At 63.3% G+C, this 17,795-nt stretch carries 17 protein-coding genes and 3 pseudogenes; 11 read left to right on the top strand and 9 right to left on the bottom strand.

Translation table 11 applies throughout. The features are described 5' to 3' along the window. Positions 1 to 9 precede the first annotated feature (9 nt). The 11 genes and pseudogenes from PE067_RS11400 (at position 10) to PE067_RS11350 (ending at position 10,309) form a co-directional block, all read left to right on the top strand. Positions 10 to 981: a tripartite tricarboxylate transporter substrate-binding protein gene (locus tag PE067_RS11400; RefSeq protein WP_276189472.1), complete on the top strand. Its 972-nt coding sequence runs from the start codon at positions 10 to 12 to the stop codon at positions 979 to 981. A gap of 23 nt (positions 982 to 1,004) precedes the next feature. Then, positions 1,005 to 1,502: a tripartite tricarboxylate transporter TctB family protein gene (locus PE067_RS11395; protein WP_276189471.1), complete on the top strand. Its 498-nt coding sequence runs from the start codon at positions 1,005 to 1,007 to the stop codon at positions 1,500 to 1,502. A 13-nt stretch (positions 1,503 to 1,515) separates the two neighbouring features. Then, entirely contained in the window at positions 1,516 to 3,000 is a 1,485-nt protein-coding gene (locus tag PE067_RS11390; protein ID WP_276189470.1) for a tripartite tricarboxylate transporter permease, read from the top strand. Then, positions 2,997 to 4,058: an Ldh family oxidoreductase gene (locus tag PE067_RS11385; RefSeq protein ID WP_276189469.1), complete on the top strand. Its 1,062-nt coding sequence runs from the start codon at positions 2,997 to 2,999 to the stop codon at positions 4,056 to 4,058. The genes PE067_RS11390 and PE067_RS11385 overlap by 4 nt, the downstream gene beginning before the upstream one ends. Further along, a pseudogene (locus PE067_RS11380) lies at positions 4,055 to 4,801 on the top strand (TIM barrel protein). The gene PE067_RS11385 and the pseudogene PE067_RS11380 overlap by 4 nt, the downstream one beginning before the upstream one ends. A 43-nt stretch (positions 4,802 to 4,844) precedes the next feature. Then, positions 4,845 to 6,221, top strand: a complete 1,377-nt coding sequence (locus PE067_RS11375; protein ID WP_276189468.1) for an NAD-dependent succinate-semialdehyde dehydrogenase — start codon at positions 4,845 to 4,847, stop codon at positions 6,219 to 6,221. Positions 6,222 to 6,229: 8 nt separating this feature from the next. Continuing rightward, complete coding sequence (locus tag PE067_RS11370; protein WP_276189467.1) at positions 6,230 to 6,637, top strand: cupin domain-containing protein; 408 nt, start codon at positions 6,230 to 6,232, stop codon at positions 6,635 to 6,637. A gap of 56 nt (positions 6,638 to 6,693) precedes the next feature. Beyond that, positions 6,694 to 6,993, top strand: coding sequence for an antibiotic biosynthesis monooxygenase (locus PE067_RS11365; RefSeq protein ID WP_276189466.1), 300 nt, complete (start codon positions 6,694 to 6,696; stop codon positions 6,991 to 6,993). A gap of 7 nt (positions 6,994 to 7,000) precedes the next feature. Next, positions 7,001 to 8,070, top strand: a pseudogene (locus PE067_RS11360) (AbrB family transcriptional regulator). Beyond that, entirely contained in the window at positions 8,067 to 8,933 is an 867-nt protein-coding gene (locus PE067_RS11355) for an amidohydrolase family protein (RefSeq protein WP_276189465.1), read from the top strand. Before PE067_RS11360 ends, PE067_RS11355 begins: the two are co-directional and overlap by 4 nt. Before the next feature lie 38 nt (positions 8,934 to 8,971). Then, the gene (locus PE067_RS11350; protein WP_276189464.1) at positions 8,972 to 10,309 is read left to right on the top strand and encodes a 2-hydroxycarboxylate transporter family protein; all 1,338 of its coding nucleotides are present in this window, start codon (positions 8,972 to 8,974) and stop codon (positions 10,307 to 10,309) included. Between the two features lie 684 nt (positions 10,310 to 10,993). On the opposite strand, the gene PE067_RS11345 is transcribed toward PE067_RS11350, so the two are convergent. The 9 genes and pseudogenes from PE067_RS11345 to PE067_RS11305 form a co-directional block, all read right to left on the bottom strand. Further along, positions 10,994 to 11,134: a hypothetical protein gene (locus tag PE067_RS11345; RefSeq protein ID WP_276189463.1), complete on the bottom strand. Its 141-nt coding sequence runs from the start codon at positions 11,132 to 11,134 to the stop codon at positions 10,994 to 10,996. A 2-nt stretch (positions 11,135 to 11,136) separates the two neighbouring features. Then, positions 11,137 to 11,289, bottom strand: a pseudogene (locus tag PE067_RS11340) (IS256 family transposase); the annotation flags it as partial. A gap of 364 nt (positions 11,290 to 11,653) precedes the next feature. Next, positions 11,654 to 12,592, bottom strand: coding sequence for a hypothetical protein (locus tag PE067_RS11335; RefSeq protein ID WP_276189462.1), 939 nt, complete (start codon positions 12,590 to 12,592; stop codon positions 11,654 to 11,656). Next, on the bottom strand, positions 12,589 to 12,792 hold the full coding sequence (locus PE067_RS11330) for a hypothetical protein (RefSeq protein WP_276189461.1): 204 nt from the start codon (positions 12,790 to 12,792) through the stop codon (positions 12,589 to 12,591). The genes PE067_RS11335 and PE067_RS11330 overlap by 4 nt, the downstream gene beginning before the upstream one ends. Then, entirely contained in the window at positions 12,785 to 13,192 is a 408-nt protein-coding gene (locus PE067_RS11325) for a hypothetical protein (protein ID WP_276189460.1), read from the bottom strand. Before PE067_RS11325 ends, PE067_RS11330 begins: the two co-directional genes overlap by 8 nt. Before the next feature lies 1 nt (position 13,193). Continuing rightward, complete coding sequence (locus PE067_RS11320) at positions 13,194 to 14,012, bottom strand: phosphoesterase (protein ID WP_276189459.1); 819 nt, start codon at positions 14,010 to 14,012, stop codon at positions 13,194 to 13,196. 1 nt (position 14,013) lies between these two features. Continuing rightward, the gene (locus tag PE067_RS11315) at positions 14,014 to 14,487 is read right to left on the bottom strand and encodes a DUF6634 family protein (RefSeq protein WP_346429682.1); all 474 of its coding nucleotides are present in this window, start codon (positions 14,485 to 14,487) and stop codon (positions 14,014 to 14,016) included. A gap of 90 nt (positions 14,488 to 14,577) precedes the next feature. After that, a complete protein-coding gene (locus PE067_RS11310; RefSeq protein ID WP_276189457.1) occupies positions 14,578 to 15,612 on the bottom strand; it encodes an AAA family ATPase in 1,035 nt (344 codons plus the stop codon). A gap of 151 nt (positions 15,613 to 15,763) precedes the next feature. Then, complete coding sequence (locus PE067_RS11305) at positions 15,764 to 16,678, bottom strand: metallophosphoesterase (RefSeq protein ID WP_276189456.1); 915 nt, start codon at positions 16,676 to 16,678, stop codon at positions 15,764 to 15,766. Between the last annotated feature and the right edge of the window lie 1,117 nt (positions 16,679 to 17,795).

The raw sequence follows: 17,795 nt of genomic DNA, 5'->3' as shown, positions 1-17,795 counted from the left end.
GGAATGACCATGACCACGATTACCCGCCGCGCCTTTGCGGTTCTGATGGCCGGCGCGATCTCGCTGGCCGCCATCCCGGCCGCGCAGGCCGAGGAGATGCTGCCGTCGCTGGAATTGCTGGCGCCGTCCAGCCCGTGCTCGGGCTATGACCAGCTGGCTCGTGCCGTGCAGGGCGTATTGCAGGCACGCGGCACGATTCCGGCCGTCGAAGTCACCAACGTCGCCGGGGGTGGCGGCACGGTTGGGTTGTCGCAATTTGTGACCTCGCGGCCGCGCAAGACTTCGGCCCTGATCGTAGGCTTTGCCTTGGTCGGCGGAGTCTTGACCACGCAATCTGCCGTGACGCTGGAAAACGTGACTCCGGTCGCCCGGCTGATGGGCGACGTGGATGCGATCGTCGTGCCGGCTAATTCGGACATCCAGACACTGGACGACCTGATCGCCAAGCTGAAGGAAGCGCCGGGCGACGTGTCTTGGGCGGGCGGCTCGATCGGCGGCGTGGACCACGTAACCGCAGGTTTGTTTGCCAAGACGGTGGGTGTCGATCCGACCGCGATCAACTATGTCGTCCATGCGGGCGGCGGCGAAGTTCTGGCCTCGGTTCTGGGCGGGCACGCGACGGTAGGCATCTCGGGCTATGAGGAATTCCGTGCCCAGGTCGAGGCGGGTGATCTGCGGGCGTTGGCGGTATCCGGTGCCGAGCGGATCGAAGGGGTGGACGTGCCGACCTTCACGGAAGCTGGTGTCGATCTGGTGGTGCAGAACTGGCGGGGTATCGTCGCCAACCCCAAAGCGAAGGAAGCCGACATCGAGGCGCTGAACGCCGCAATCGCCGACATGGCGACCTCGCCGGAATGGGCGGATGCGCTAAAAACCCGCGGCTGGATCGACAGCTATCAGCCCGCAGAGGAGTTCGGCACCTTCCTGAACGACGAGACCACCCGCATCGGCCAGGCCCTGAAAGACGCGGGCGTTCTTTGACCACGGCAGCGGAGGGCCTTACCATGAAACGGTTGCTTCGACCGCACAACGCCGAGTTGATCCCCGGCCTGTTTTGCCTGGGCTTGGGCGGCTACATGCTTCTTGACGTGTGGTCGAAGCCTGCCATCGCCACCAAGGCCGCTGTTGGTCCGGGCCTGTTCCCGACCATCATCGGTGCCGGGCTGGCGGTGATCGGCGTGAAGCTCTGCCACGAGGCTTGGCTTCGGCGGGGTCAGGACGAGCCCTTCCGCGAACTCGACCTTCGCGCCGCCTTTCAGGGCGCCATCGCCTTCTTAGTCATGATCCTGACCCTGGAATGGCTGGGCTGGGTGATCGCCGGCAGCATGATGTATGCGACGGTTGCCCATGCCTTCGGCGAGCGGAGGATCCTCCGCTCGCTGCTTCTGGGTCTGGCTCTCACGGTCCTGACCTGGCTGCTGTTCGACCGCGTTCTCGACCTGGCGCTGCCGGTCGGCACGGTGGTCGAGCAGGTGTTGACCCATTTCGGCCACGAAATCTGAGGGGCGCTGGATCATGGAAACGATGAATGCTCTTTTGCACGGCTTCTCGGTCGCCACCACCATCGGCAATCTCGGCTGGTGCTTTCTCGGCGTCGTCCTGGGCACGGCCATCGGCGTGCTGCCCGGAATCGGGCCCGCCCTGACCGTCGCGCTGCTGCTGCCCGTCACCTACGGGATGGAACCGGCCTCGGCCTTCATCATGTTCGCCGGGATTTACTACGGCGCGATGTATGGCGGCTCGACCACGTCAATCCTGCTCAATACGCCGGGCGAAAGCGCGTCGATCGTAACGGCTCTGGATGGCCATGCGATGGCTCGGAAAGGCAGAGGTGCGCAGGCACTCGCAACGGCTGCCATCGGCTCCTTCGTCGCGGGCACCATTGCCACCGCCGCGCTGACCTTCGTGGCACCGCTGATGGTCAAGCTGGCGCTGCTGTTTGGCCCGGCGGATTATTTTGCGCTGATGGTGCTGGCGCTGACGACAGTGACCGCTGTGCTGGGCAACAGTCTGTCGCGCGGGCTGGCCAGCCTGCTGTTCGGCCTAGCTCTGGGCCTGGTCGGCATCGACCTGCAAACCGGCCAGGCGCGGTTCACGCTGGGCATCCCGGAACTGCTGGACGGTATCGACGTGGTTGTGGTCGCCGTGGGCCTGTTCGCCGTGGGCGAGACGCTCTATACGCTGGCCCGCCACCGCTACGAGAACGAGGAAATTTACGCGCTCAATGGCTCAAAATGGATGAGCCGAGAGGACTGGCGCCGGTCCTGGAAACCTTGGCTGCGCGGCACGGCTCTTGGCTTTCCCATCGGCGCGCTGCCGGCGGGTGGCTCGGAAATCCCCACCTTTCTGTCCTACCTGACTGAGAAACGGCTGTCGAAGCACCCCGAGGAATTCGGCAACGGCGCCATCGAGGCCGTCGCCGGTCCCGAGGCCGCGAACAATGCCTCGGCTGCAGGCGTGCTTGCACCGCTGCTGGCACTTGGCCTGCCGACTTCGGCCACGGCGGCGATCATGCTGGCAGCGTTCCAGCAATACGGCATCCAGCCGGGGCCGACGTTGTTCGACAAGGAACCCGAACTGGTCTGGGGCCTGATCGCCAGCCTCTACATCGGCAACCTGATGCTGCTGGTCCTGAACCTGCCGCTGGCCGGCGTCTGGGTGAAAATCCTCGCCGTGCCGAGGCCGTGGCTTTACGCCGGCATCCTGCTGTTCGCCACAATGGGTGCCTATACGCTGAACAACAACATCACCGATGTGGTGTTGCTCTGGATCATCGGCATCATCGGCTTTGGGATGCGCTGCTATGACATCCCCATCGCGCCCTGCATCGTCGGCCTGATCCTTGGCCCGCTGGCCGAGCAGCAGTTCCGCCGTGCGCTGACGATCAGCCAGGGCGATGCCACCGTGTTCTTCACTCAGCCCCTGTCGTTGTCCCTGCTGATCGTCGCGGCCCTTCTGGTCGTCCTTCCCATGATCCTGCGCCAAAGGAGCAAGCCATGACGCAGTATTTCTCCGCCGAGGCGCTGACGGATTACGCCCGCGCCGTGTTCATCGCCGCTGGCCTGCGGGATGAGGATGCGGCGCTGGTCGCCGGCGATCTGGTCAAGGCCAACCTGCGCGGTGTTGACAGCCACGGCGTCAGCCGCATCCCGATGTATCTGGAGCGGCTGCGGCGCGGCCTTGTCAACCCGCGCCCGGCGATCCGCGTCGGCAAGGTCGCCGGGGCGGTCGCCCATGTGGATGGCGACAACGGCATGGGCTTTCTCGCCTCGGACATCGCCATGAACGCGGCCTGCGATCTGGCCGGCGAAATGGGGATCGGCCTGGCCGGAGTGCATCGCTCGACTCATTTCGGCATGGGTGCCTGCTATGCGCTACGCGCGATCGAGCGGGGCTATATCTCGCTGATCTTCACCAATTCCTCGCCGGCGATCCCGATGTGGGGCGGCCGAACCACCTTTCTGGGAGCCAGCCCCATCGCGGCGGGGATTCCGGGCGGCAAGCATCCGCCCTATGTCATGGACATGGCGATGACCGTGATCGCGCGCGGCAAGATCCGATTGGCGGCGATGAAGGGCGACCCGATCCCCGAGGGGCTGGCGCTGGATATCGACGGCAACCCGACCACCGACGCCGCCAAGGCTTTCGAGGGCGTCTGCCTGCCCTTCGGCGGCGTCAAGGGGTCTGTTCTGGGCACGCTGATGGACCTGCTGGCGGGGCTGTTCACCGGAGCGAATTTCGGCGGCGACGTGAAATCGCTCTATTTCGATCACTCCGAGCCGCAGAACGTCGGTCATCTGTTCTTTGCCATCAAGCCGGACCTGTTCATGTCGCTGTCCGATTTCGGCGCGCGCATGGATACGTTTTACAATCGCATCAAAGAGTTGCCCCGCGCACCCGGCGCTGACGAGATCATGCTGCCCGGAGAACCCGAGGAACGTCGCGAAGCGCAACGGCGACGGGACGGCATCCCGGTGACCGATAATGTGATCGCTGACCTGACCGCCGAGGGTGCGGGCGTCGGTGTCACCTTCCCGCAGCCGCTGGTCGCCGCATGAACCGGCTCTCCGCTCATATTGGCTATCTCTATACCGAATTGCCGCTGGCTGACCGGTTGGCCGCTGCGGCCCGTGATGGCTTCACCGCTGTCGAGCATCCCGGCCCCTACGACATTCCGGCAGCAGAGATGCGCCGTCGGCTCGACGATCTGGGCCTGAGCTTCTCGCAGATCACCTCGGGTATGGGGCGCGAGGGCGAAAAGGGTCTCGCCTGTCTGGCAGGTCGAGAGGCTGAATTCCGCGTGGGCTTCGACCGGGCGCTGGATTACGCGCAGGCCATCGGCTGCCCCTATGTCCACCCGATGGCGGGCGTGGTTGAAGGCGGCTGGCTGGATGCGGGCGAGGTTTATCGCGCCAATCTCGGTTGGGCGCTGGAGCGCTGCGAAGGCAGCGGCGTGCGTCTGCTGGTCGAGGCGATCACCATCCCCGGCTATTACATGGGCACGCTAACGGCGGCCGCGGAATTGCAGGATGCTTTTGCCGGTCGTCTCGATCTGCTCTTCGACAGCTATCACGCCGCCGTTCTGGGCGAGGATCCGGCGGCTTAGGTTGCGGCCCATGCCACCCGCATCGGCCATGTCCATATCGCCGATCATCCCGGGCGGCACGAGCCCGGCACCGGCACCGTGGATTTTGCCGTGCTACTTTCGGCGCTGGCCGGTGCCGGTTACCGCGGTGCCATCGGCTTTGAATACATCCCCAGCACCACCACGACAGAAAGCGCGCGCTTTCTGTCCCGCTGAAGCGCTCCCTCCTCGCTTCCAGCCCCTTATCAGGAGCCACCGCATGAGCACGATCACTTCCGTCAACCCCACCACCGGCCAGCCGATCCAGAGCTACGATTTGCAAGATGCCGCCGCGGTCGATGCCGCACTGGAGGCGGCGGCGAAGGCGCAGCGCGCATGGCGTCTTGTCCCGGTGGCCGAACGCGTCACCCTGCTGACCCGCATGGCGCAGGTGCTGCGGGCGGACAAGGCGCGCTATGCCGAGATGATCACCCGCGAGATGGGTAAGCCCATCGTGGAAGCCGAGGCCGAAATCGAGAAATGCGCCTATAACTGCGATTTCTACGCCGAGCACGCGCCGCTCTATCTGGCGGATGAACCGGTGCCCTCGAACGCCACCGAAAGCGTGGTCGAATTCGACCCGCTTGGCGTGGTGCTAGCGATCATGCCCTGGAACTATCCGTTCTGGCAGTATTTCCGCTTTGCCGCCCCGGCACTGGCCGCCGGCAATGGCGCGATCCTGAAACACGCCAACAACGTGCCGGAATGCGCGCTGGCGGTGCAGGAGGTGATGGAGAAGGCTGGCGCGCCCAAGGGCCTGACCGCGACGCTGCTGATCGACAATTCGCAGGTGGCGGGCATTATCGCCGACGACCGCATCGCCGCTGTGACGCTGACCGGATCGACCGAAGTCGGCGCCATCGTTGCCGCGCAGGCGGGCAAGGCGCTGAAAAAGCAGGTGCTGGAGCTCGGCGGCTCGGACCCGTTCATCGTGCTGGCCGATGCGGATCTGGAAGCCGCCGCCGAAACGGCGGTGAAGGCGCGCTATATCAATGTCGGGCAAAGCTGCGTCAACGCCAAGCGCTTCATCGTCGAGGAAAGCGTCGCCGACCGCTTCGTCGAACTGTTCGTGCAGAAGGCGGCTGAACTGAAGATCGGCGACCCGAGGGGGCGTGATACCAATATCGGTCCCATGGCGCGCGGCAACCTGCTGGCGAGCCTGCACGATCAGGTTCAGCGCTCGGTCGCCGAGGGCGCCGTGCTGAAGCTGGGCGGTGTGCCGGTCGAAGGTGACGGCTTCTATTATCCGCCCACCGTGTTGGACCATGTGAAGCCCGGCATGGTTGCCTTTGTCGAGGAAACCTTCGGCCCGGTCGCCGCTATCATCCGCGCCAAAGATGCCGACAACGCCATCGCCATGGCCAATGACAGCGAATACGGCCTTGGCTGCGCACTGTGGTCCGGCGACGTGACCCGCGCCCGCGATCTGGCGCGCCGCATCGACGCCGGCGCGGTCTTCATCAACGGCATGACCGCCTCGGACCCGCGCTATCCTTTCGGCGGCATCAAGCGCTCGGGCTATGGGCGCGAACTGGGCGTCTACGGCATCCGCGAATTCGTCAATATCAAGACCGTCTGGACCGGTCCCGCAAAGTGAGGTGCATCATGGCCGAACCCGCCATCCTTCGTCCGTCCGAACTGAAGACCAACGACCGTGGCGGCGGCGCACGGACGACGCCGCTGGTGACGCGCCGCTGCGGCTCGACCAGCATGATCAACGGCATCACCGCCTTCGACCCCGGCGCCGCTATCGGGCTGCACATGCATAATTGCGAAGAAAGCGTGATGGTGATCGAGGGCGAGGCGGTGGTCGAGATCGACGGCTCCCGCCACCACCTCGGCACTTTTGATACCACCTGGGTGCCTGCGAATGTGCCGCATCGCTTTCTGAACGAGACGGACAAGCCGATGCGGATCTTCTGGACCTATGCGACCGTGGACGCGACCCGCACCATGATCGCCACCGGCGAGACGCGCAGCATCGACGCCGAACATGGCCATGCCAAGGCGTGAATCCCAGCGCGGGCCGTAAAGGCCTGCGCCATCCCCTGAAAACAGGAGTTAAGGCCATGTCGTCGCATGTCCTCGAGGTTGCGGAAATTTCCGTGACCGACCCCGTCATGTTCGAAAAGGCCGTTGCGGCCGCCCAACCGTATTTTCTTGCTGCGGAGGGCTGTCTGGGTCTTGCACTGCGCCGCGTCGTCGAGACTCCCGGCACATATCGTCTGCTGGTAACATGGCGGCGACTGGAAGATCACACGGTCACCTTCCGGGCGTCGGAAGGCTTCCAGAAATGGCGCGAGCTGGCCTCGCCCTTCTTCGCGAAGCCGCCGCTCGTCACCCATTCCACAGAAGTGGCACTGGGCTGAGACCGCAATGGCCACCATTCGGACCCTCACCGGCCGGAAAGCGTTGACTATCCTGCTGGGCGTGGCCGGAACGGCTGCGTTCCAGCTTTTGGGTCTGCCGCTGCCCTTCCTCTTCGGGCCGATGACGGCCTGCCTGTTCGCCGCGCTGCTGCGTGCGCCGTTGAGCGGCCCTGGACAAATCGCGGTCGCGGCCCGCACGGTGCTTGGCGTTGCTATTGGCGCGTCGGTAACCCCCGAAGTCATCCAGCGATTGCCCTCGATGCTCGCCTCGGTTGCGATCGTGCCGGTCTATATCTTGGTCATTGGTCTGGTCGGCGTGCCGTTCTTTCGCCGAATCTGCGGATTCGATCCGGTCACAGCCTTCTATGCGGCAATGCCGGGCGGCGCGGCCGACATGACGATCTTCGGCCAAGAGGCCGGCGCAAATGTCCGGCAGCTGTCGCTGGTGCATGTTACACGGCTGATGGTGATCATGGTGCTGGCACCGTTCCTGCTGGTCCATCTGTATGGGGTCAGCTTGGGCAATCCGGTCGGCCCGCCCATGATTGATCTGCCTCTTTTCGAACTGGCGCTGATGCTGAGCGCGGCGATCCTGGGTTGGAGGGGGCAGAACGCGCCGGGCTTTTCGGCGCAGCCATCCTTGGCCCGTTGATCGTCGCGGCAATCCTGTCGCTGACCGGCGTCCTGCATCTGCGCCCCCCGCGGGAGGCAATGTGGGCGGCGCAATTCTTCATCGGCGTGGGTATCGGGGTCAGCTATGTGGGTGTCACCTTGCGCGAGTTGCGCGACACCGTGGCCGGCGGCACGGCCTTCGTGCTGATCCTTGCCGCGCTGGCCGCCATCGTGACCGAGACCGTGACGCTGACCGGCATCGCCCCGCCGGTCGAGGGTTTTCTGTCCTTCGCTCCCGGCGGACAGGCCGAGATGTCGATGCTGGCCATCATCGCCGGCGCCGATCTTGGTTTTGTCGTCATCCATCACCTGATCCGCATCCTTGTCGTGATCCTTGGTGCGCCACTCGTCGCCCGCTGGTTCATGGGCTTTTCGGGCCGGCACAATAAAGGAAATCAACCATGAGCCTTGATACCCCCGGCGCTTGCGACAGCCATGTCCATGTCTTTCTGCCGGAACAGTTTGCCTATGACCCGCAACGGTCCTATACGCCCGGTCCAGCGAACTGCGGTGCGCTGAATCGGCATATGGGCCTATTGGGGCTTCAGCGCTGTGTCATCGTCCAGCCCAGTGTCTATGGCACGGACAATGCCTGCCTGCTGGCGGGGCTGAAGACGATGGGACCAGCCGCGCGCGGGGTTGCCGTGGTCGATCCCGCGACCGTTACCGATGCGCAGCTGCAGGATCTGCAAGCGGCCGGAGTCCGGGCGCTGCGGGTGAATTTCGAAGCGGGCGGCGGTTCTCCCGCAGACAAGCCCGCCGCAATTGCCGCCATGGCATCGCGTCTGCGTGGCACCGACCTTGCGATCCAGCTGTATGTCGATATCCAGACTGCTGCGACTGCCGTTCGCCTGCCCGCCATGCAGGATGTTGTGCTGATCCTTGACCATTATGCAGGATTCAAGGTGGGCACCGATCTAGCCTCTGCCGACTTCCAGTCTATCCTTGACGCGTTGCGCGGCGGCAATATCTGGGTCAAGCTTTCAGCTCCATATCGCACCGGCTGCTCTTCGCCCGACTATTCCGAACTGCAGCCTGTAGCCGAGGCGATGATCGAAGCTGCGCCGCAGCGTATGGTCTGGGCTTCGGACTGGCCGCATACAGGTGGCGGCAAGGACCGGGGCGGCCACAATCATCCTCAGATTGAGCCGTTCCGCCAGATCGACAGTGCCGTCGATCTCGAACGTCTTCGCAGTTGGGTGGCGGATCCGGCGGGCTTTGCCGCCATCATCTCGGACAATCCCGCGCGATTGTTCGATTTTTCCTGAATTTCAGTAATCCATGACAAGGGGGAGGTGTCATCTCCATGACCTCTACAGAACTGCCGGGGGCTGCCGTCCCCAAGATCGAAACCGATCGCAAGAGCCTTTGGGCACGGCTGATGGACTATGATCTGGGGATCATTCCCTTGCCGATCTATGTGCTTTTGCTGATCGTGCTGGTAAGCTTCACATATATGGGCAAGATCAAGGGCGACATTGCCTTTGTCATCGGGATCATGGCCGCCTTCGCCTTCACGTTGGGCGAGATCGGCAAGCGGCTTCCGGTGGTGCGTAATATCGGCGGCGCTGCGGTCGTCGTGACCTTCGTGCCCTCCTATCTGGCCTGGCGCGGCTGGATTCCCGAACAAATGACCTCGGTGGTCGAGACCTTCTTCAAATCCACCGGCGTGCTTTACATCTTCATAGCGGCAGTCATCGTCGGATCGATCCTCAGCATGGAGCGGACAACGCTGATCAAGGGCTTCATGAAGATTTTCGTGCCGCTTGCCGTCGGCTCGGTCTGCGCGGCGGCGGTAGGAACGCTTGTCGGAACCTTGCTGGGACTGGGCACCTGGGACACGTTCTTCTTCGTTGTCGCGCCGATCATGGCAGGAGGCGTGGGGGAGGGCGCGATCCCGCTTTCGGTCGGCTATCACGGCATCACCGGCATGGATCAGGGTGAAGTTCTGGCGCGGGTCATGCCCGCAATTCTGGTCGGCAACCTGACCGCGATCATTTGCGCCGGGGCACTCAGTTCGTTGGCCCGGCGCAGGCCGGATCTGACCGGCAACGGCAAGCTGCAGCCGGGCGGCCACGATGACCTATTGGCTGGGACCGAGATGAAGACTGATGGTAATGTCCAGAACATCGCCGCGGCGGGCATGATCGCAGTAACGCTGTATCTGACCGGCGCCTTGGCGCAGCAGTTGTTCGCGTTTCCTGCGCCTGTCGTGATGTTGGCGCTGGCGGTGGCGATGAAGCTGTTCCACGGTATCACCCCGCGTCTGCAATCGGGTTCCTATACCGTTTACAAGTTCTGTCTGACCGCCATCGCCTATCCAATGCTGTTCGCCTTCGGGATCGTGCTGACGCCGTGGGAAAAGCTGATCGAAGGCTTTGCGCCCGCGAACCTGATCACCATTGTGGTGACGGTGGTGACGATGACCGCCTCGGGCTATTTCACGGCGCGTCTGGTGAACCTGTATCCGATCGAAGCGGCGATCGTCAGCAGCACCCATAGCGGCATGGGCGGGGCAGGCGACATTGCCATTCTTTCGGCTTCGAACCGGATGATGCTGATGCCGTTTGCCCAGATCGCCACGCGGATCGGCGGCGGAATTACGGTTGCCTTGGCGCTGATCCTGATGGCGATGCTCGCCTAATCTTTGCCGGTGGCGTGGGCGACATGCCGCCGGTGCTACAGCGGGTTCGGGATCGGCGTAAGCCGAATCCGCAGTGAATTCCGATCTGGGTCGCTGGGATGCTCCAGTTGAAAAGTGTGCCGCTGAACAGCAAGGGCTATAAGATCCCGGATCATGGCGGAACGGCAGGTGTTATAGGCCGAAAGTTGAGTATTCTATTCAATCCGGTCTGAACAACCTTTCAGGTGGTGATCGTGGCAGCGATGCCCAGTGGTGCTGGCCCGAGAAACTTGATGAGCGGATCAAGAGGATCGGCTGCTGGCATCTGGTATTTCCGGCAGATGCGGTCGATATCCAGATCTGGGCCGGAATGGGCGCCAGGTTCGTGCTGGACCAGATAGCGGGCACGCCTGAGGGGTGCGGCATCTATTATTTCAAGGACGATCGAGCTTGAGCATGGTTGACACCGATCAACACTTCACATTTCACGATGAAGCAAATGTCGTCGTTTCAGTCAACGCGCAGAAAATGATGGCCAGCCTTTCTCGAAGCCGACCCCATCGTGAAATGGGCGGCATCCTAATTGGGCACTATTCGGAAGATCGAAACAGCGCCCGGATTGAGGCTATCAGTGATGAGCCGCCGGACTCTCGGCGGTCACGTCCGTCAAGGTGGTGTAAATTCCGGGATGGCCTGAGGTCATGATCAGGCGGCCTTTGTGGTGATGTTGCGGATGGGGTCGATCTCTTCCTTGTCGATCTGGGCGAAGGCTTCGACCATCATGTAGCGGCTGGCTGTCTGCCATTCGTCGTTTTGCTCGAAGAGCACGGCGCCGATCAGGCGCATGTCCGTTCACCGCTGCGCTCGTGCCGACCAGCGCCGATCAGGCCGTCGACATCGCTTTCCATGATCAACTGCAGGACGGCCTCGGCAATGCCGCGTAGAAAATCGCCCTGATCATGCTTTGCCAAAAGCTCGGGCAGGTCCATGGGCAGGTCCATGGTGGGTTTGGTTATCGGGGTCTCCGTAAGATCCGTGGTTGAAGTGTCGAAACTCCACCTCGATGGCCACCCCGGATTACACCGGCAGCGCCGATGAAATTACACCACGTCCTCGGACGCTACCCTCTCGGCCCGGTCGCACTTGGTTTGAGCGGGGAGAGTTGGGGCTTGCCAAGCTTTTGGAGCGGGCTTGGCTGGAAGGGCGCTACTACGTTGGAGAATGGCGCTCCGACCCGGAAGGTCGCATAGCACAGATCGCTGATGTGCAAACGACCAATCCTGATAATCATCGGAGGATGCTTGGCGACGCGCCCCGAATTTACAGCGACGCTCGGTTCCAGCACTAAGGCTGCTGAGATGGTCATCACTGATTGAGGGGTAAGCCTTTCCCCGAAAACTCCGGCCGGTCCGGGTATAGCCGCGTGACGACGGCCCTGCGCATCGGGATTGCGAGGCGGTCGTGGAAGATCTCCATCGCCCGTTTCCGCGCGGGCGGGGAGAGCCAGCCATCCGGCAGCCGCCAACTCGAGAAAAATAGCCAGTCCAGATCATGGATGCGCAGGAAAACCAGCCCCTGACGCACGGATTTCCGGGTCAGCCGCTGACAGATCACCCGGTTCGCGCCAAGTTCGGCACACAACTCCTCCTGATATGCCTCGCGCCGGATCAACCCCTCGGTCACGTCCGCCTCGGTGATACTCACCAGCCGATCCAGCTCGCGGCGGATGTCCGCTGGCATCTCGTTGACGGCCCGGTCCACCGCGGCGCCGAAGCGCAGATCGGTTGTGATGTCGAGGCCCCACTCCTGCGGCTCCTTGCGCCAGAGCACCAGTTCTGCAGCTTCGGCCCACTGGCCGAATTCGACCAGGCCAAGCGCGCGCAGCACCGGCAGCACCTCCGGCGCGGCATGGGCGCCGCCAAGCCCATGCGCGGCCATGATGTTCGGCGGCGGCATGATTTCGCCCTCGCGTCGACCCCACCACGCCGCGGCTGCGGGGGATCTGCGGCCGTCAGGCAATCTGTAAGAAAGCAGCCCGCATTGACTGGCGAGGCTGAGGACGGTGACGCAGATATCGTCCCACCGGGGCAGGACCTCCGGCAGCCGGGGATGGGTCAGCGGCCTTGCGCCGCGCCCGGTTTCCTCGGCCTGGCCGAGGGCGATCAGCGCCTCGCAAGCGAACTGGTAAGCGGTGGCGCACATATGGTCCCATTCCTCGCCGCGAGGATCGAGGACCGGAAGGTTGTCCTTGATGAAGCGGATCACCGGGCTGGTCCAGACCGGCGGGTTTTGATCATTGCTCATTTCTGGTCCTCCTCGTCTGGGGGAACGTCCGGAACGATATGATTCAGGATATAAAGGGCGGCCTCGGGATCGCCCCTCTGGGCGCGGCGGTGCATCATCTCCAGCTCCGCCCTGGCCCTGGCGGCTTCCGGAAGGCCATTCAGATTGACCATCCCACGCATCGTGATTCCGGGCTTACCATCCTTGTCAAAGTCACCCATGACGCTCAGGCTCGATATATCGCCCGAATGCAGCGAGGATTGCTGCGTCCTCTTTCCCGAACTGGTCGGCGGGCGCGCAGCCGAAATCGACATGGGAGCGGGTCAGCCAGTAGCAGAGTCGAAGGTTGCTGATGCGGGTCGGCCTGAGCCTCAGGATGTCACGGACGACATCAAAGATACGGCCGTTCGCGGTATCGAACTGGAACAGCGGCGACATGATCCTGCCGTTCTGAGCCAGAGTTATGACGGCACCATCGCGGGCCATGGTCTGGATGACGCCTTCCGGGTCAGCCGTTTCGACGTGCAACAGCGCGCAGGCCTGCGACGCATCGATCAGGTTGATGCTGGCGCGGAGGCGGTGCTCGACGCTGGCTTTGTGGGAGGAATCTCTCAGTGGCATTCTATTTCCCCCTGGGAACGGCCCGGTTCCGCATCTCGTCAAAGGTAAACCCGACGGGCAGCGCGACCTCCCCGACCGAAAGATAGCCGCCGATGCATTCCGGGCAGACATGCCGGCCCTCCGGCAGCCATTCACGAATCCGGTCCCCTATGGCGACGATCACCTCGCCGGTCCGGGCAATGACGATACGGCCATCCCGCACCGCCGCATGCCCGAAGACAAGCGCCGGATCCAGGATCGCGCCGCAGCCCGCGCAAAGTTCCGTCGGCCAGGCGCGGCCCGGTTCGACCTGATCCCAGTGTGCATTGACCGGGAGCCTGGCTGCCCGGGCCTCGATCTCCGGCAGCGTGACCGGCCGGAAATCCCAGACGTCGACGCCGACGTTCACGGAATTACGCGACCCTCGCCAGTTCTGATGCACATGACCGAACAGTTGCAAACCTTGATGCCGCGCACCGGGCCAGGTGATCATCGGATAGTGGCAGAGAAACAGCCGCCTCTTATTGATGACGATATCGGCGGTCTCACTTACGCTATCCCACGGCAGATCGCAGACCCAGTTTTCATCGTGATTGCCGCGGATCAGGTGCCGACGGCCCGGCAACGCATGGAAGATGCCCCGCACCTCGCGCCGTTGGGCGTCGGTGGATCGTCCCGCGGTGAAATCCCCCAGGATCCACAGATCATCATCGGGCCCAACCCGGGCCCGGCACTCGGCCAGCAGGCGGGCATTCATCGCGGCTACGTCCGGGAACGGACGGCTGCAGAAGCCGATGATCCGGTCATGGCTGTAATGCGGATCGGCGGTGAACCAATGCATGTCACTCCTCCCGTCCGGAGGCGGCCCGGTCCGCCGCGTCGATCTCGCGCACCCGCGTGATATATTCGGCCAACAGCTGCGCCAGAAGCGCGGGATCGTCCACGTTCATGAATCCGGGAAGGGTAAAGTTGATGGAACCGGCAAGCTTCGCCTTTCCGTTCATGGATTCAGCCAATTCTGCCTCAAGGGCGTCAATGGACCGGCCCAGCCGATACCAGCGCGATGCGGTTCGTGCCCAGCCGGCCTCGGGATCGATGGCGATCAGCTGCGAGGTGGTGATGCTTGCATGGCCAAGAAGCGGATGGTCAGCCACTTCGCCCCAAAGCATCACATGCCCGCCGGGCGAAATCGCCGCTTTCCAGTCGGACAGGACCGGCGCCAGCGCGAGGTCTGCCTCGGACGGGCCTGCCTCTGCGGCGGCAATGGCGCGCAGCACCTTGTCGAACCAGGCACGGTCATTGGGTGAGAGTTTCATGGATATTCTCCGTTTCGATGGCATGAAGAGGGCGGCTGCGGCGATGCCGCAGGCGCGTTGGATTCAGGGAAGTGTGGAAAGGCTGCCGGCTCAGTGGAGCACTGGCCCCTGTTCCAGATCGGCGGCGCGCCCAAGCATGCGGGCGGCGACCCGTAGACTGGGCTGATGCCGCCGCAGCGAGGGATGGGAAAGGATCTCGCAGATCGCCTCGATGGAACTGGCGGACAGGTTGCGCTTTGTGCCCTCGCGGAGCACAAAACCCGTCAGCTCTGCCAGGGTCAGATGACGCAGCCGGATCGGCGGACAGCGGCTGAGCAGCGGTTCCGGCAGCCGCCGGTGATCGTTGGAGGTCAGAACCCAGATCACCCAGCTCATGTCGAACTTGACCTGGTAATAGGGACAGCTCCAGCACCTTGCGGTCAGCGGCTCCAGCAGTGGCAGAAGCGCCTCGGCCAGCCCGAAGGCGTGGCCGTTCATCGAGACCACGGTGCCGGCCTTTTCGACCTCGTCGACCACCATGACCGGATTGGCGATACGGCTTTGCAGGATGGTTTCGATCAAGCGGCCGGGATGGGAGCCGCCCCAGCCACGTTGCGAGCCGACAATGCCAAAGCTGGCATTCTCACCGGTGGCCTCGATCACGGCGGTCGGCACAGTAAGCAGATCGCCGATCCGCCGGGCCCAATGGCTTTTGCCAATCCCGGGAGGTCCATCGAGCAGAAGCGGGGGCATCCGAAACCCCGGCCAGCCTTCGCGCACGGACCGGCGCATCGCGTGCCAGATCACCTCGGTGGCCGCGGCCATCCAGGGCATATCCTCATGCAAGGCCGCGGCAATCTCATCTGCACGGTGCTCGCTGGAGATCTGGATCAGCCGCGCGCCGTCTTTCAGCACCTCAAGCCGCTCACGATCATCGCGCTTCAGATGCTCCAGACCGGAGGCCGCCTTGCGGCGCTCGAGGATCCGTTTGACCCGACGCTTGATGCGGGCATCGTCGTTATCGCTGAACCTGATGATCCCCATCGAATCCACGTCCGGGATTTCGCCTGGCGTGTCGGCCTCGTCGGGCGGGGCCAGAAGGCCCGGGGGCATCCTCTTGCAGCGCAGCTTGCGCAGATGCCGCATCAAGCGGGTTTCGAGTTCAATGCGATCCTCTTTTGGATCGAAGAAGCGGGCCTATATGAAAGGGATGGTGGACATGGGAATACTCCGGGCATGAGGGGGCCGTCGGCCGAGGGAGACCCGGCCGGGGAAGATGGGTTGGGGAGAATGGCGATCAGGCGCTAGGGAAGATCAGGCCGCGCAGCAGAGGTTCGGCCTCACCGCCCTCGGGCACCTCGTCGGGATAGCCGAGCGAGACGTTGACGATCGGCGCGCCGCGGATGCGGACCGAGAGCGGCCGGTGCGTGTGACCGAAGAACCAGTAGTCGGGCCGGTGCGCCTCGATCCAGCCATCAAAATCCGAAGCGAAGGCCGGGCTGATGCTGGAGATCGGACCGGAGGCCGCCAAGCACGGGGCGTGATGGGTGACGACAATGGTTTGTCCGTGCCAGGGTCTGGCAATCTCCCGCGTCAACCAGTCGAGGTGATCGCGGTGAATCGCGACGGTGTCCTCGGGCATGATGAGATCCCCATCCTCCCGGCGGATCCGACCGTAATCCGGCATCGCCATTGCCGCGCGGTCCATCGCCGCCTCCGGATCGCCCAGCAGGGCGAAATCCGTCCAGAGCGTGCAGCACAGGATGCGGCAGGTGCCGAAGGTCAGAGCCCGCTTCTGGGCAAGGCCCACCCCGGCCTCCGCTGTGATCCGGGCCAGAACGTCATCGTCGAGCGTGGCGCCATAATAGTCGTGGTTGCCCGGGATCACCCAGATCCGCGCGGGCGAGACCAGCCGCGCGATCCGGGCCAACGCCCAGGGCCAGTTCCGCTGCGGATCATTGGCCAGATCGCCGGCGATGATCAGCGCGTCGAGGTCACGCAGGACCGGCAGGATGCCGGCAAATGGATCGCGCCCCGCGCGAGCCCAGAGGTCGAGATGCAGGTCGGCGGTGATCAGGATGGTCATTGACCGCGCCCCTGCGGTGAGACTGGGGTTGGGCGTCCCCAGCCAGGTGGGAGCGAGACCGGCCTTGGCCGACGGGGTGATGGTGAGCGGATCGACAACCTGGTTGTGCGAATGTTCGGACAGCATGGATATACCCTTTGAAAACAGGCATGATGGATCGGAGCCGTGGCACGACATGCCAGGCGCTGTGCGGGTGCCCTCGTGCAGAGCCCCTGCCAGTTCGTCGGCGCGATATTCGTTGGGGATCGACACCAGTTGGCCCCGTCTTTCAGCATCTCGAGTCGTGCCGATCATCGGATTTGAGGTGCGCGATGCCGGACACGGCCTTGCGACGTTCTGGAGTAAGCTTGACCCGCCGCCCGCCGACCGCCGACCGATGCAGACCTCATCATTGGCGGCGAATCCAATGATCCCCAGCACAGGCTCCGGTCTGTGTTGTCGATGCCATCCAACACGTCGTCGGGCGGCGCCATAAGGCTGGGCGGAAGCTTTCTGCAGCGCAGCAGGCGCAAATGCCGTTTGAGGCGGGATTCGAGTTCGAAGCGGCTTTCGCTCTGATCAAGGAAACGGGCCTCGATGAAAGGGATGGTGGGCATGGGATTTACTCCAGGCATGAAAGGGCCGTCGGCCGAGGACGTTCGACCGGGAGAGAATATCGAGAGAGGCAGCGCCTGCTTATGGAGCCAGGCTTGGTTGCCAATGAGGCTTGCGGCGTCATTCACTCTGTAAAGGCCATCTATTCTCGCCGTTCGCTGCGCGCGTAGACGAACGGAAGCGTCGATCCGAAGTGGCCACAGGCGAGCGCTCAGCGAAGCGCCGCATGTTGTTCAGAACGGTATCTTCGTCATCGGCAATCCTCTATCGGCACCGATCGCGGATGCATCGGTGGGTCGGAAATGGCGCATTCATCGGCCGCAAGGATGTAACCGCGGCATGGCCGGTGAAGCAGAACAGATCGTCGGGATCGCAGGCAGGTGCATTCAGCAAGCCCGCGCCGTAGTCGGCGGACAACAGGATTCGAGCGTGTCCACCCCATTACGATAACCCGAGAAAATGCCGATCGCAATGATTAATCGTAATTAACATATTGATGTAAAACAATAAAATTCTGAGTTTGCGAACTCTTGGGCGCGAGGGACATAATCGCCAGCCCTGCTTGGGGTTTGCGCCGGCACACCCCCCTGCGCAAATGAAATCGGTTTTCTTTTTTCGCATTTGCAGTGATGGCATCAGCCTGAGGGCG

The organism is Paracoccus sp. DMF-8 (assembly GCF_029309835.1).
Taxonomy (GTDB): domain Bacteria; phylum Pseudomonadota; class Alphaproteobacteria; order Rhodobacterales; family Rhodobacteraceae; genus Paracoccus.
Note: the sequence above shows the minus strand (reverse complement) of the source record. Positions and strands in the feature narration are given on the sequence as shown.

Coding starts and splice junctions, on each gene's coding strand:
- PE067_RS11305 (WP_276189456.1), bottom strand. CDS start 16,678: ATGCTGTCCGAACATTCGCACAACCAGGTTGTCGATCCGCTCACCATC.
- PE067_RS11385 (WP_276189469.1), top strand. CDS start 2,997: ATGACGCAGTATTTCTCCGCCGAGGCGCTGACGGATTACGCCCGCGCC.
- PE067_RS11320 (WP_276189459.1), bottom strand. CDS start 14,012: ATGCATTGGTTCACCGCCGATCCGCATTACAGCCATGACCGGATCATC.
- PE067_RS11375 (WP_276189468.1), top strand. CDS start 4,845: ATGAGCACGATCACTTCCGTCAACCCCACCACCGGCCAGCCGATCCAG.
- PE067_RS11350 (WP_276189464.1), top strand. CDS start 8,972: ATGACCTCTACAGAACTGCCGGGGGCTGCCGTCCCCAAGATCGAAACC.
- PE067_RS11365 (WP_276189466.1), top strand. CDS start 6,694: ATGTCGTCGCATGTCCTCGAGGTTGCGGAAATTTCCGTGACCGACCCC.
- PE067_RS11310 (WP_276189457.1), bottom strand. CDS start 15,612: ATGCGGCATCTGCGCAAGCTGCGCTGCAAGAGGATGCCCCCGGGCCTT.
- PE067_RS11395 (WP_276189471.1), top strand. CDS start 1,005: ATGAAACGGTTGCTTCGACCGCACAACGCCGAGTTGATCCCCGGCCTG.
- PE067_RS11315 (WP_346429682.1), bottom strand. CDS start 14,487: ATGAAACTCTCACCCAATGACCGTGCCTGGTTCGACAAGGTGCTGCGC.
- PE067_RS11390 (WP_276189470.1), top strand. CDS start 1,516: ATGGAAACGATGAATGCTCTTTTGCACGGCTTCTCGGTCGCCACCACC.
- PE067_RS11400 (WP_276189472.1), top strand. CDS start 10: ATGACCACGATTACCCGCCGCGCCTTTGCGGTTCTGATGGCCGGCGCG.
- PE067_RS11325 (WP_276189460.1), bottom strand. CDS start 13,192: ATGCCACTGAGAGATTCCTCCCACAAAGCCAGCGTCGAGCACCGCCTC.
- PE067_RS11370 (WP_276189467.1), top strand. CDS start 6,230: ATGGCCGAACCCGCCATCCTTCGTCCGTCCGAACTGAAGACCAACGAC.
- PE067_RS11335 (WP_276189462.1), bottom strand. CDS start 12,592: ATGAGCAATGATCAAAACCCGCCGGTCTGGACCAGCCCGGTGATCCGC.
- PE067_RS11355 (WP_276189465.1), top strand. CDS start 8,067: ATGAGCCTTGATACCCCCGGCGCTTGCGACAGCCATGTCCATGTCTTT.
- PE067_RS11330 (WP_276189461.1), bottom strand. CDS start 12,792: ATGGGTGACTTTGACAAGGATGGTAAGCCCGGAATCACGATGCGTGGG.
- PE067_RS11345 (WP_276189463.1), bottom strand. CDS start 11,134: ATGCGCCTGATCGGCGCCGTGCTCTTCGAGCAAAACGACGAATGGCAG.